The following is a 12905-nucleotide window of genomic DNA, read 5'->3' on the forward strand; positions in this document are numbered from 1 at the left end:
TAGTTGGTCTTACTAGCTCTAGGCTCTGACGGCTGATGCCCGATACTGTCAGCATTGGCGCCCTCCGATCAGATTTCCATGAACCTTGAGCCTTACGCACTCAAGGTTACCAAATATCGACGAAGTATCAAGCCACATCTTCAAAACCTGAGTCTACTTAACTCAACTTTAAACAGGCAGCTTTTATTCCCCTATTTCTAAGTATTTTTAAGAAAAGCCTTTAAAAGTGCGGCAAACTGGGATTTTATCTTAAACAAAACCTATTACGGCAAAGATTTCCCAAAACTTAGCCCGCTAAGGTCAAGTTACTTCCCAAATTGCGCTGGGAGCGTATATCTTTTCTAGGTAAGAGCATTCCGCGCAGTAAAGGAGAAAACATGGCAGTAGAACTGGTTGAAGAGTTTAGCAACGAACTCGTAGAGGCATTTTCTCGGCTCCTCCCCCAGCTTTCACAGTCCGCCAAGCAGCTAAGCCCACATCAAATAAAAGAATTCTGCGACCAAGAGGGGGTTTATCTGTTGGTCTTCCGCTCCGAAGAGGGAGAAATCTTAGGGATGCTCTCCTTAGCAACCTTCAAAATCCCCACCGGTAAGCGGGCCTGGATCGAGGACGTGGTCGTAGATTCAGCTGCCCGCGGCCAGGGAGCAGGGCAAAGACTAGTAGAGGCAGCAGTGCGCCACGCCAAAAAAGTCGGAGCTAAAACCGTGGATCTTACCTCCCGCCCCTCGCGCGAGGCCGCCAACCGGCTATATCGGCGCTGCGGATTTAAACAGCGCGAAACCAACGTTTACCGTTACGCGGGATAGTTTAATCTCCCCTTATATCCTCACAAACGTATAGCTACAAAGACTCACAACTGTGAGGGGTCGGCCGAGTTTGCCCTGTGATGCAAGATAAAACACATTAACAAATTAGATAACCATATTTGCTGATAAACCCACTTTAAAGCGGTTTTTTCCCAAAGACCCCACGGCGTAAAGAGTGAGTTAGCTAGCAATGTTGCCCAAAGAGAGTAGGGATCAGGGAACAATAGGGGCAAAAGTAGTCGAGAAATAAGGAATGATTACATGAGCGCCCTGTCCATTCCCAGTGTGGAACTTTCCACCGGATATCAGATTCCGCAATTTGGTTTTGGAACTTACAAAATTGCCCCGGAAGATTGCGTAGATGCAGTTAAATATGCTTTAGATCTCGGCATTCGCCATATCGATACCGCGCAGATGTATCACAATGAGGCAGAAGTGGGACGAGCTATTGAAGAATCCGGGATTGACCGCGAAGAAATTTTCTTAACCACCAAGCTTAATAATGACAAGCACCTGCCGGAGGACGCCCGGAAGTCTTTCCAGCAGAGCCTGGAAGATTTACGCACCGACTATGTGGATCTGTTTTTGATCCACTGGCCGCTTCCCACCCTTTATGGGGGAGACTTCGTGCAGACTTGGCGCACTCTCCTGGAGTTCCAGTTCGATAAGACCGCCCGTACCGTGGGGGTTTCTAATTTCCAGATCAACCACCTGGAGCGTTTGATCGCGGAAACGGGAGTAACCCCGGCTGTCAACCAGGTAGAGATTCACCCCCAGTTTGCCAATAACGCGCTGCGGGCTTTTCATAGCCAACACCAGATCGTGACCGAAGCCTGGTCACCACTAGCTCGCGGCAATGTTTTAGAGGAAGAAATAGTAGTTGCGGCATCCAGGCGCCTCGGGAAAACGCCTGCCCAGATAGTACTGCGTTGGGGCATTGAACGCGGAGACGTCCTCTTCCCCAAGTCGGTTCACCCCGACCGCATTAAAGAAAACCTGGATATTTTTGATTTCCAACTAGATGAACAGGCTAAAGCCGATCTGGATTCTTTAGATAAGGGCGAGGCGGGACGCTCCGGTTCCCACCCCGACACTATGGCTATCCTCTAAACTTCTGTATCTGCCAACAACGCGAGGCCTATATTTTTCCTCCCACCTGACAATCAGCCATAGCGGTTCCTGGGAATAGGTTGGTGCGGTAGAAGTATGCGGGGGCTAGATTTTTCCTCCTGCCCAAAATTTTGGAAAACGTAGCGACATTTTCCAAAATTTGCGCCCGCCTAGCCGACTCGGATAAAACCTAGCCCCCGCGCACAGCTGGAACAAATCAGGCTGCTATGTTGCGCCAAAACGGGCGCATACTAGCCCCTAGGCAAGACCTTACGGTTGGCGCGCTAAAAGATGCGAGAGGGCGACTTGAGCCGAGCGAAGCAAGGCTCACCAGAGCCCCGAGCGCTTTTAGCGCACCAACCCGCAACCCTCGCGCTCAAACGCAAAACTCCTATCCCCCGCGCATCCCTCTATAAAAATCTAGTAAAGGCTAGTTTTCTCGATTGGCGTGGTAGTAGTTGATCATCGCTTTAGTAGAAGGATCCTGTTGCTCCAATACCTCTTTATCACCGGCAATTGCGGGAGTAAGCGCCTTGGCGAGCTGTTTGCCCAGTTCTACGCCCCACTGGTCGAAACTGTTAATCCCCCACACTACCCCTTGGGTAAAGGTGAGGTGTTCATAGAGGGCGATCAGCTGCCCCAGTACCGAGGGCGTTAGACGCGGCGCCATGATCGAGGTTGACGGCTTGTTGCCGGGGAATACCCGGGCAGGGACGATGGGTTCTGGAGTCCCTTCGGCACGTACCTGATCAGCGGTCTTGCCAAAGGCGAGCGCCTGAGTTTGGGCGAAGAAATTACCTAGGAATAGCTCGTGCTGATCATTGTCTCCATCTTTGAGCGGCCAGGTGGGGTTAGCGAAAGCGATAAAATCGGCGGGAATCATTTGAGTTCCCTGGTGGATCAACTGGTAAAAAGCATGTTGCCCGTTAGTGCCCGGCTCTCCCCAAAAGATTTCGCCAGTATCGTAGGTTACCGCTGCCCCATCCCAGCGTACGGCTTTACCATTGGATTCCATAGTTAGTTGCTGAAGGTAGGCCGGGAACCGGTGCAGATACTGTGAATAGGGCAAGACCGCGTGGGTAGGAGCGTGCAGGAAGTTGCGGTACCACACGTTGATTAGTCCCATCAGCACCGGAACATTCTCACTGAGCGGAGCCGTCCGGAAATGCTCGTCCATAGCGTACATACCGGACAGAAAATCGGAGAATCCCTCTTTACCAATCGCGACAGCCAGAGCGGTGCCGACTGCGGAATCTACCGAGTAACGTCCTCCTACCCAATTCCAAAAACCAAAGGCGTTATCTGGATCAATACCAAATTCGGCTACCGCCTCAAGATTAGTAGACACTGCCACGAAATGCTTGGACACTGCCTGTCGGGAATCCTCATCAGTAAGCTGCGATCCGCTATCTTTGCCTTCCCAGATTCCGCGGGCAGCCAGCTGGTCTAACAGCCAGCTGCGGGCGGCGCGGGCATTGGTGAGGGTTTCCAAAGTGGTGAAAGTCTTGGAGGCCACGATAAACAAGGTGGTTTCAGGATCCAAGTCCTTCACTTTTTCGCATAGATCCGTAGGATCAATATTGGATACGAAGCGGCATTCAAGCCCGGTTTTAACATAGGGAAGCAACGCTTCGTAGGCCATCGCCGGACCTAAATCCGAACCTCCGATTCCGATATTCACCACGGTAGTGATGGGTTTTCCAGTAATTCCCAGCCAGGCTCCACTGCGCACTTTTTCCGTAAAGGCATAAACTCGCTCTAAAACGGCGGTTACATCGGCGCTAACGTCCTGCCCATCAACTTCGAGTTTATCTTTCCCAGGGCGCCGCAGCGCGGTATGGAGTACCGCGCGATCCTCGGTGGTATTAATATGTTCCCCTGCGAACATGGCATCACGATGAGCCTCGACTTTGGTTTGTGCCGCCAGGCGTGCCAGTGCCTCCAATATGGGAGCGGTTACCAAGTTCTTTGACAAGTCAACCCGCAAATCCGCGGCAGTAAAACTAAGCTGTTCGGCACGGTCTGGCTGTTGTTCAAACCAACCGGTAAGATCCGGTTTGAATGATTCGGCAAGATTAGTTAACTCTTGCCATGCCTGGGTGGTACTGGGGTCAATCGGAGCGCCCATGTTTTCTCCTGTTCGAATTGGTATAGGTTATAGGTCGGTTATCGGCAATGGTCGGACTTCAATATCCCATTCATCACGGGAAACCACCGAGATAATATCAACCAGTGGCAACCACCATTGGCTGAGGGGACGACGCACTTGAGGATCAACCTTTTGCTGCATTTGCAGCAGCGGGAAAGACTCAATCCCCTCTGCTGACAGCCCCACTCCCAAGGGCTCGCTGCGATTTTGCGCGAATTGCTCGCTGAGCTCTTGAATCGCTGCCCGCACCAGGCGAGTAGCTAAGATGCGGTCAAAGGGAGACGGTTCTCCCCCCTGCTGCAAGTGTCCCAGAGCCGAGTGGCGCACATCGAACATCCCTTGCGATTCTTGGGCAAACACGGAGGCTATGAATTCTCGATCATATCTGCCTCCGGCCTCTTCATTATGTAGTACCAGGCACAGGCGGCGACCGTCACGGAAAGAATCCCGCATCATTTTCACATCGCTGGCTAGATCCTGCAGGTCATAGGGGAATTCATCGAGGTAGACCAACTCGGCTCCCGCGGCGATACCTGACATTAGGGATAGGTATCCGCAGTGCCGCCCCATCGCATCGGCTACGAAACAACGCCGAGAAGCTGCCGCAGATTCTCGGATACGATCTAATGCCCAGACCGCATTATTTAGGGCAGAATCAGCGCCGATAGAAAGCTCAGATCCCGGCAAGTTATTGTCGATTGATGCCGGAATGCAAATCATCGGAATATTAAACGCCGGGTAGCGGGAGGTTTCCTGCCGCATCTGATTGATCGACAGGTAGGCGTTGTAGCCACCGATTACGATTAGGGCGTCGATGCGCTGTTCTTCCAGAGCGCGTCCTATTGCGTAGTATTCTTCTACCCGCGGAATGGCGCGCAACGTTCCGAGCTCCGCTCCTCCATCAAAGCCCCAGCCTTCAACGTCTTCCCAAGCTAGCTGCTTAACTTTTCCAGACATGAGCCCTTCAAAGGAACCGTAGATTCCCAGCATTTCAAACCCACGGTCTATGCCTTGCCGGACTGCGGCTCGAGCTGCAGTATTCATTCCGGGAGCAAGTCCGCCTACGTGCATAATGGCTACCCGCCGCGCATTATCGGGTAGTGCGTCTTGCTGGGGCGGAGTCGACATTACTTCATTAATGGCCAGCATCTCGCTGAATGAACGTCCTCGCGCCTTAACTGCCTTTTCGTATTCTTGTGCTTTCGTAAACTTGGCAACCGCGCGAGTATCGTTGACTGCTTTCATCAAAGGCAAGCGGGCAACCCGGTTATTACGAGCCCCAATGATCACCGGCTCGGAATCTTGGTCTTGGTGTAGCACTTCATACACCGCTGCATATCCCAGGGCGGTGGGCATCCAGCGATCATAGGCTGAGGGCGTGCCCCCGCGCTGTACGTGCCCCAAGATAGTCAGATGCGGACGCTCTCCGGTTTCTTGCTCTAGGGCATCGCACACATCGTTTGCAGTAATAGGATTACCTTGATGATCGATAGCGCCTTCGGCCACCAACACGATGGATTCGCGCCTGCCTGCCCTGCGTCCAGCTTCCAGTTTTTTCGTCAGGATTTTCTGCCACCCTTGTTCAGGAGGAGCTTCGGGGATGAATACATAATCGCAACCCCGGGCAACCGCACTCATCAGTGGTAGGTATCCGCAATGGCGTCCCATAACTTCTACGACGAAAGTGCGGCGATGGGAGGCCGCGGTAGAAGAAAGCTCATCCAGAGCCGCCAAGATTCTCTGCAAGGCTGAGTCAGTGCCGATGGTCATATCGAAACCAACTAAATCATTGTCGATAGAACCAACCAGGCCGGCTACCCGCAACTTTTCATGTCCAGCTACCTGTTCGGGGGTAAGTTCGTCTGCCTGCATCAGTTCTTCCAGGAGGCTGGGCCATTCTTCTTGAAACTCGTTAGTACCGGCTAGCGAACCGTCTCCCCCAATAGAAATCAGGCAATCTATACCATTTAGAATCAGGTTTTTAGCGGCTTTGAGCAGTCCAGAACGTTCGCGAAACTCTTTACAGCGGGCAGTCCCAATTATTGTGCCCCCCTTATTGAGCACACTAGATACATCGGACCATCCCATCGGTTTGATCATTTCACCGCCAGTAACAGCTCCCTGCCAACCTTCAAGGATCGCATAGGGCTGCGCACCCATTTTTAAAGCGGTCCGCACTACCGCCCGTACGGCAGCATTCATCCCCTGGGCATCCCCGCCCGAGGTTAAGACTCCTAGACGCTTCGGTTCGGCCCCTGTGGACTGACCCATTATTCCTCCTCTGGAAGGCTGGCACCTAGGCGCTTCCCCTGGCAACCAGCGTCATCATTTTGTCAACTTCTTTCGGATCTGGGGCATCGATTTTTTCGCCAGACAAGAATTTGCCGAGCGCCTGGGCGTAAAGCTGCCCGCTTACTTCGGGATTAAAATCAATAGAGGTAAGTGGCGGGTTGAAGAGTTGACCTTCGGGAGCATTGCCTACCCCGATAACGGCACAGTCATTGGGAACCATGCGTCCACACATCCTAAGAGCCTGGATAACCTCCATCGCCAGGAAATCGTTATGGCAAATGAACCCATCAACCCCAGGATTCTTTGAAAACAGCTGCACTAACTCTCCGGAAAGATTGGGAGAATTGTATTCGGTAGTCAGCATGGTGGGCGTGGGACAACCTCCGAAAATACACCCTTGTAGCACTCCGGCATACCGTAACTGGTTAAGGTTTTCGAGCAAGGGGTCAGAGGAACACAGGTACACCAAGTTGCGGTGACCTGAGGAGACCATTCGGGATGCCATGGCTCGCCCGGAAGCACCATATAGCGCTGCCACCACCGGATACGCCGGAGAATCAGTGGCAAAAATTGCCGGCTCGACCGGTACACCCAGGCTTTGCAACTGTTTATTTTGCTCTTTACTAAAGGGAACCAGCGGCAAAATTGGGCCAATTAGCTTTGCACTGTCCGCCAAAGCATCAACATCGAGTTTAGCGGCCTCTACCTGGACAGGGATTAAGTCAAATCCCATCTTGGCGGTTTCATAGCCGGTGCGTATCACCATGCTAAGTAACGGAGAATCATACGGCATCGGAGGACTGACTAACAGAAAACGCTTCGCTTGTGTCTTAGCATTCTTCGCCACTGTGACCCCCTTCTGTTGACGCCAATTCTGCTAGGTTACTGAGCATCTAACTCACTACCCAATACTAACCTATTTCTTGGTATCGACCAGACGAAAAAGATCGGGGCGGACGCTTCTTCTTCGCGTCCGCCCCGAAAAGACCGACAGGATCTGGGATTTCCAGGTTCAAGCCACCTGTTAAAACCCCTAGGTCAGCTGGGTTTTAGGTTAGGCATCTTGTTTTAGACGCTTAGCCAGGTTCTCAATCAACACATTCATGAAGCCATCGGTATCCAACCAGGGATGATCCTCATCGATCAGGCGAGCTAGGTCTTTGGTCATTTGCCCGCCTTCAACAGTAGAGATAATTACCTCCTCTAAGGTCTGCGCGAAGTGAGCAACTTCTGGAGTATTGTCTAGATTGCCGCGATGTGCCAGACCGCGGGTCCAGGCGTAGATAGAGGCAATCGGGTTGGTGGAGGTTTTTTCTCCCCGCTGCCAGCGGCGATAGTGGCGAGTTACCGTACCATGTGCTGCTTCAGCCTCGATAGTGCGCCCATCGGGAGTCATTAGTACCGAAGTCATCAGCCCTAGGGAACCGAAACCCTGAGCTACCGTATCGGACTGAACATCGCCATCATAATTCTTACATGCCCAAACATATCCACCTTCCCAGCGCAGGGAAGAGGCCACCATATCATCGATCAAGCGGTGCTCATAGTGCAGGCCGGCTTCCTCGTATTGCTCTTTGAATTCGCTGTCATAGACGTCGGCGAAAATATCCTTAAACTGCCCGTCATAGGCCTTCAAAATCGTATTCTTGGTGGACAGGTAAACCGGATATCCCCGCAGCAGGCCATAGCGGAAACAAGCGCGAGCGAAATCTTTGATGGAGTCATTGAAGTTGTACATACCCATGGCAACTCCCCCACTTTCGGGGTACTCAACCACGGTATGTTCTATAGGCTCGGATCCATCTTTCGGTTGGAAGCTAATGGTTAGGCTCCCGGCACCGGGGATTTTGAAATCAGTGGCCTTGTATTGGTCACCGAAGGCGTGTCGGGCAACCACGATGGGCTTTGTCCATCCACCCACCAGACGCGGCACATTGCTCATAATAATGGGTTCGCGGAAAATCACCCCGCCGAGAATGTTGCGGATAGTGCCATTGGGCGATTTCCACATTTTCTTGAGCCCAAACTCTTCCACCCGCGCCTCATCAGGGGTGATAGTTGCACATTTAACCCCTACGCCGTATTCTTTAATCGCGTTGGCGGCATCAATAGTGACCTGGTCACCGGTGGCATCCCGGTTCTCTACGCTGAGGTCGTAGTAACGAAGATCCACATCCAGATAGGGAAGGATTAGTTCGTTACGGATTTTTTGCCAAATAATCCGGGTCATTTCATCGCCGTCTAGTTCGACGATCGGGCCGGCTACTTTGATCTTTGCCATGAATAACTCCAAAGCTACTAGTTTTAAGTCCTTGGTCTTAACTTTACTCGATATCGAGATAAATTAGCAATGGCTAGCGCTGTGAGCTGAGAGGCGAAGTCTGTGGTTATCCGCTTCAAACATTGTTCCCCGCAAGTTTCTGCGTGACGGTAAATCCTTCTCACGCGGTAGCTTCGTACCTTAAATTAGCTTTATGCAGATTCAGATTGGCAAGACCGCTGTCGCCAGGCCTCAGCCTCTTATCTGGTTAGAGGCCGGACTGGGCGGGTCTATGCGTAGCTGGAACCTGACTTTCCCGATTCTTAGCCGTGCTTTTTACTGCGCTCGCTCAACCCGCTCCCCGATTTTGTACCCCGAAGAGGGCGCGGAAGTGACTTGGCAAAGCCTAGTGGCGGAGATGCGAGCGGGCGGAGAAGAACTTGCTCTCCACCTGGGCGCCACTTTTGAAAACCCACTACCTATGGTGCTGGTCGGGCACTCCTATGGCGCAATGCTGGTACGAGTTTGGGCAGCACAACTATTAAAGTCCCCCACTTCCGCCCGGGTACGGCCAGTTGGAATCGTACAGATAGACCCCTCTTTCGAGGGAAACAACGAGGGCGCCAGTCCTCTCTATCAAAAGCTGGAGCAAAAGATCCTTGCCTGGATTTACCGCGGAGCCGCCCGCGAGCAACCTTCCTTTTACTTGGCTTGGCAAGATCTCCAAGAGATTGATTTACTGGATCGTCAGCTGCCTCAACTGGTGATTTCCGCTGCCCACCGCCGAAGCAGTAAAACCTGGCAAGGTTTGACTTCCTACGCCCGAGCCATTGATGCCCGCCTGGTGCGCGCCGATTCTTCCCGCCATCACCTGCAGCTATTCGATCCGGTAACCGTGGCCAGTCAGATCATAGAGTTTACGAGGCAAATCAACGTTCAAATAAATAGCAAAGGGGACTAGCTAGGACTTCTGGAAGCCACCAACGGCGATAGAGAAAAATCTTAAGGGCGGGGACGCCCAAAACCTGCGTCCCCGCCCAAGAATGCTATCAGCTGCGCTTAGTCGGCATCATTAAGAGTCTCGGCATTGCCCTCGATCTGGCGAGAGCCACGCTGGACTGCAATCTTGCGAGGCTTAGCTTCCTCTGCCACCGGGATAACTAGCTTGAGCACCCCGTCCACATACTCGGCCTCTACTTGGTCAAGAGCCACCCCATTACCCAAGGTGAGCTGGCGAGCGAAAGTACCGAAGGGACGCTCATGAGTCAGCCACTGGGCACCGGTAATTTCGGGGGATTTGCGCTCGGCGCGAATAGTGAGGGTGCGATCCTCGATATCGATATCTACGCTGGCCGGATCCACCCCCGGCAAATCAAAAAGGGCAATAAACTTTTCTCCATCACGATACAGATCCAAAGGCATAGCTGCCCGGGAAGGACCTTGGCGCATCGCGTCTTCAAAAATCGCTTCCATCTGACGGAAGGGATCATACCTGCGAACCATGATTACTCCTTACCCCCGCGTAGTTGCGGGAAATCTTCTTACCGAGATTCTCTCGGTCTCACGGATCCCATTCTGGCACTCTCCACACCCTAGTGCTAGCCAATTATTCTGAAGGCGAAAAGTTAAGTCAGATAGACTCAACTTTAAATTTTCTATCCCCAAGATCTCCACCTAGTCCCTAATTTTCCCTTTGAACAGCCAATATATATTGCTATCCGCAACCGCCAATGACAGTAACCCAAAACGCCGCCCCAAAGACGCCCTAAAACTAGTCGTTACTGAGAAAATAGGAACATGAGCGCGCGATACCTACCTTTATTTGTCTACGGCACCTTGAAACTCGGTTCTCGCGGCTTTGGCTCCAGTCTGAAAGCCGCGGTGACCGAATTCGCCCCGGCCTATCTGCGGGAAGCCTCCCTATATATTGGAGCGTCCTACCCGATGGCGATCCGCTCTATCGGCGGCACCGGTATTGTGGGGCAAGTACTGCTGATCGAACAGCGTTTATTTGAAGAAACCCTAGAAGAACTCGACGAATACGAAGGGTATTTAGGCGAAGGCGACCCCAATAATATGTATACCCGGCAAATCGTACGGGTAGAGGTATTCCCGGACAAAGACAGCACCTGGGAAGGTCCCACCCAAGAAGTCCAGGCCTATGTTTATATGGCTAACGCGGACTCCTTCCGCGATCACCGCGATGAACTGGTGCTCTCCCCCAGCGGCGATTGGGATAACCACGAGGAAGAATGGGAAGAACTCTCCCCCGCCCTCGAAGATTTTGAAGACCCCAATATCGATGAGCGTTTCAGCGACGATGAGGACGAGCTAGACCGCTAAAGTCGCGCTGACCACTACTTAGCGCCCTTACTCCCTGCAACCAGGGATTGCTGGTACTTCATCATCACTTGCTGCTGTAAGTTTTGCCCCGCCAGGAACCAACGCCCCTCATCTTCTTGCCAAGCCATAATTTGCAACGGAGTACCCTGCTTATCCTTAATCAAAACCGCCTTCGCTCCGCCGGCATCTGCCTTAGGCTCCGGGGAGAACCTCAGATCTGCTAACTTCACCGAGGGCGACTGCTCGGACTGCGCAAAGGTTTTCTCAACTGCCTGCGTGCACTGTTCGAGGCTATTTTCATCGGTTTTTTGGCTAATCGCTTGCACCAATTGCCCCCGCGCTTTCTCGGAACTTAAAGCACAAATAGTTTGCGCATCCTTATCTAGCAGCGCCCCGTAATAAGCTTTCGCTCCTGCCTGGGGGGAGGGGGCACCCGCGGGAGTAAAAAACTTTTGCCAAACGCCACTGGCGTACAGCGCAATCCCCATAGCGGCCACTATTGCCACTATCCCCAATGTCCAGGAAATAACGGTGCGCGAACGAGAATGAGTTTTCTTAATTTGACCGGTCTTCTTCAGGGCAATCTGATCAACATTAAAGGCAGTACCAGATTCACAGTCCCCGAGTTCATCGCGGTCAACGTGTCCGCCAACTTGATTACCCCAAACTCGCTTGTCCCCTTGGCTCGCGACTTCGGGATCTACCGCAGCGGCCGCTTCCCTTCCGCCAGCTAGCGGCAGGATCTCAGGAATCTGAAACTCTTCGTCAGCGCTATCTTCTCCCTCGGTAACTAGATCCTCGCCCGGAGAGTCCGTATCATCCGCGGCGTCGCCCTCTGCGCTTGTAGCGGTTCCCTCCGGCGGTTCCTGCTTACCTGCCTGTTCGTCCTCGCCGGGAGTATCTACCTGCCAGCGATCGCCCTTATTAGCAAGGAGAGCAGCATTTTCCTCCCCGTTCTCTGAGGGTGAAAGGGCAGCCTTATTCAAGGAACTGATATCTGCGGCATCCTCGTTATGCTCAGCGGTTTCTTCGTCATCATGTCGGTTAGCCATAGGGCGATCCTACCGGGAAAACCCACTTAGATGCTCATTAAATTAACCTAAACGCTCGCTTGGAGAATCAAACTCCGATACCCTTAAACCAGGTCACTAAAGATCAGGAATACAAAAATTGCTGGTTATAGACCGTTGAAAGTATAACGTTACCAACCAAGTAGGGATAGGAATAATGGCAAATACCCAAAAAGATAAAAAGACCCCGACCGTAGTACCCACCGCCGAAGAAGCCAAAGAACTAATCCCTGCAAATAACGTCGCCGAGGATCAAGGGCAGGGACTAACCACCGTTGCCGACCAGGTAGTTGCCAAAGTTGCTGGTCTGGCCATCAAAGAGATTCCCGGGGTCTACGATCTTGGTAACTCCGCCGCCCGCGCCCTGGGGGCTTTGCGTTCCAAAGTCGGAGCCTCCGAAAGCATAACCCAGGGCATTTCGGTAGAAATCGGGCAGACTCAAACCGCACTGGACGTAGTGCTGATTGTGGAATACCCCTACCCGGTACACGAAGTAGCCGATAAAGTCCGGGAAGCTATTTTCTCAGCTATCGAAGGGCTAGTAGGACTAGAAGTTACTGAAGTAAACATCAAGGTTACGGATGTGCACGTACCGGACGATGACGACAATGAAGAAGACGAAGCCGAGAAGGATAAAAAGGATCTGAAGTAACCTTCGCCGGAAAGGAAAATAACATGACCACCATAGCTGGTATTTTTTGTGGTGCTTTTCTCGCATATATGGCCGTAGCTCACGGATTCTTTGGATTCTTAGTCGCCATCCTGTTTATGGCCATCGGGGCGGTATTAGGCAGGGCTGCTTCGGGAAAGCTAGATCTGAAAGGCGTGGGTGAAGCCCTAATCGGCAAGCACACTACCACCTCCGATTAAGAAGG

12 protein-coding genes are annotated in these 12905 nt (G+C 52.4%); 6 read left to right on the forward strand and 6 right to left on the reverse strand.

Annotation, left to right across the window (positions count from 1 at the left end; all coding sequences use genetic code 11):
- Positions 1-377 precede the first annotated feature (377 nt).
- Entirely contained in the window at positions 378-806 is a 429-nt protein-coding gene (locus RDM26_RS00635) for a GNAT family N-acetyltransferase (protein ID WP_307737150.1), read from the forward strand.
- 261 nt (positions 807-1067) lie between these two features.
- A complete protein-coding gene (locus RDM26_RS00640; RefSeq protein WP_307737151.1) occupies positions 1068-1916 on the forward strand; it encodes an aldo/keto reductase in 849 nt (282 codons plus the stop codon).
- 430 nt (positions 1917-2346) lie between these two features.
- Here RDM26_RS00640 and pgi read toward each other — a convergent pair whose 3' ends face one another.
- From pgi to RDM26_RS00660, 4 genes are all read right to left on the reverse strand, one after another.
- Positions 2347-4044: a glucose-6-phosphate isomerase gene (gene pgi / locus RDM26_RS00645; RefSeq protein WP_307737152.1), complete on the reverse strand. Its 1698-nt coding sequence runs from the start codon at positions 4042-4044 to the stop codon at positions 2347-2349.
- A 27-nt stretch (positions 4045-4071) separates the two neighbouring features.
- Positions 4072-6336 (reverse strand): 6-phosphofructokinase, encoded by a 2265-nt coding sequence (locus tag RDM26_RS00650; protein WP_307737153.1) that lies wholly within the window; start codon positions 6334-6336, stop codon positions 4072-4074.
- 25 nt (positions 6337-6361) lie between these two features.
- Positions 6362-7204, reverse strand: coding sequence for a substrate-binding domain-containing protein (locus tag RDM26_RS00655; RefSeq protein WP_307737154.1), 843 nt, complete (start codon positions 7202-7204; stop codon positions 6362-6364).
- 207 nt (positions 7205-7411) lie between these two features.
- Positions 7412-8638, reverse strand: coding sequence for an NADP-dependent isocitrate dehydrogenase (locus RDM26_RS00660; protein ID WP_307737155.1), 1227 nt, complete (start codon positions 8636-8638; stop codon positions 7412-7414).
- Between the two features lie 193 nt (positions 8639-8831).
- On the opposite strand from RDM26_RS00660, the gene RDM26_RS00665 reads away from it, so the two are divergent.
- Positions 8832-9578, forward strand: a complete 747-nt coding sequence (locus RDM26_RS00665; protein WP_307737156.1) for a hypothetical protein — start codon at positions 8832-8834, stop codon at positions 9576-9578.
- A gap of 98 nt (positions 9579-9676) precedes the next feature.
- Here the strand turns inward: RDM26_RS00665 and RDM26_RS00670 are convergent, their stop codons facing one another.
- Positions 9677-10120: an Hsp20 family protein gene (locus RDM26_RS00670; protein WP_307737157.1), complete on the reverse strand. Its 444-nt coding sequence runs from the start codon at positions 10118-10120 to the stop codon at positions 9677-9679.
- Positions 10121-10414: 294 nt separating this feature from the next.
- Between RDM26_RS00670 and RDM26_RS00675 the strand changes: the two genes are divergently transcribed.
- Positions 10415-10960, forward strand: coding sequence for a gamma-glutamylcyclotransferase (locus RDM26_RS00675; RefSeq protein WP_307737158.1), 546 nt, complete (start codon positions 10415-10417; stop codon positions 10958-10960).
- A 14-nt stretch (positions 10961-10974) separates the two neighbouring features.
- On the opposite strand, the gene RDM26_RS00680 is transcribed toward RDM26_RS00675, so the two are convergent.
- The gene (locus tag RDM26_RS00680; protein WP_307737159.1) at positions 10975-12012 is read right to left on the reverse strand and encodes a hypothetical protein; all 1038 of its coding nucleotides are present in this window, start codon (positions 12010-12012) and stop codon (positions 10975-10977) included.
- Between the two features lie 175 nt (positions 12013-12187).
- Here RDM26_RS00680 and RDM26_RS00685 point away from each other — a divergent pair, with 175 nt between their 5' ends.
- Both RDM26_RS00685 and RDM26_RS00690 read left to right on the forward strand, forming a co-directional pair.
- Positions 12188-12682, forward strand: coding sequence for an Asp23/Gls24 family envelope stress response protein (locus RDM26_RS00685; protein WP_307737160.1), 495 nt, complete (start codon positions 12188-12190; stop codon positions 12680-12682).
- Between the two features lie 23 nt (positions 12683-12705).
- Positions 12706-12900: a hypothetical protein gene (locus RDM26_RS00690; protein WP_024059343.1), complete on the forward strand. Its 195-nt coding sequence runs from the start codon at positions 12706-12708 to the stop codon at positions 12898-12900.
- Positions 12901-12905 lie beyond the last annotated feature (5 nt).

The organism is uncultured Varibaculum sp. (assembly GCF_902489465.1).
Taxonomy (GTDB): Bacteria; Actinomycetota; Actinomycetes; order Actinomycetales; family Actinomycetaceae; genus Varibaculum.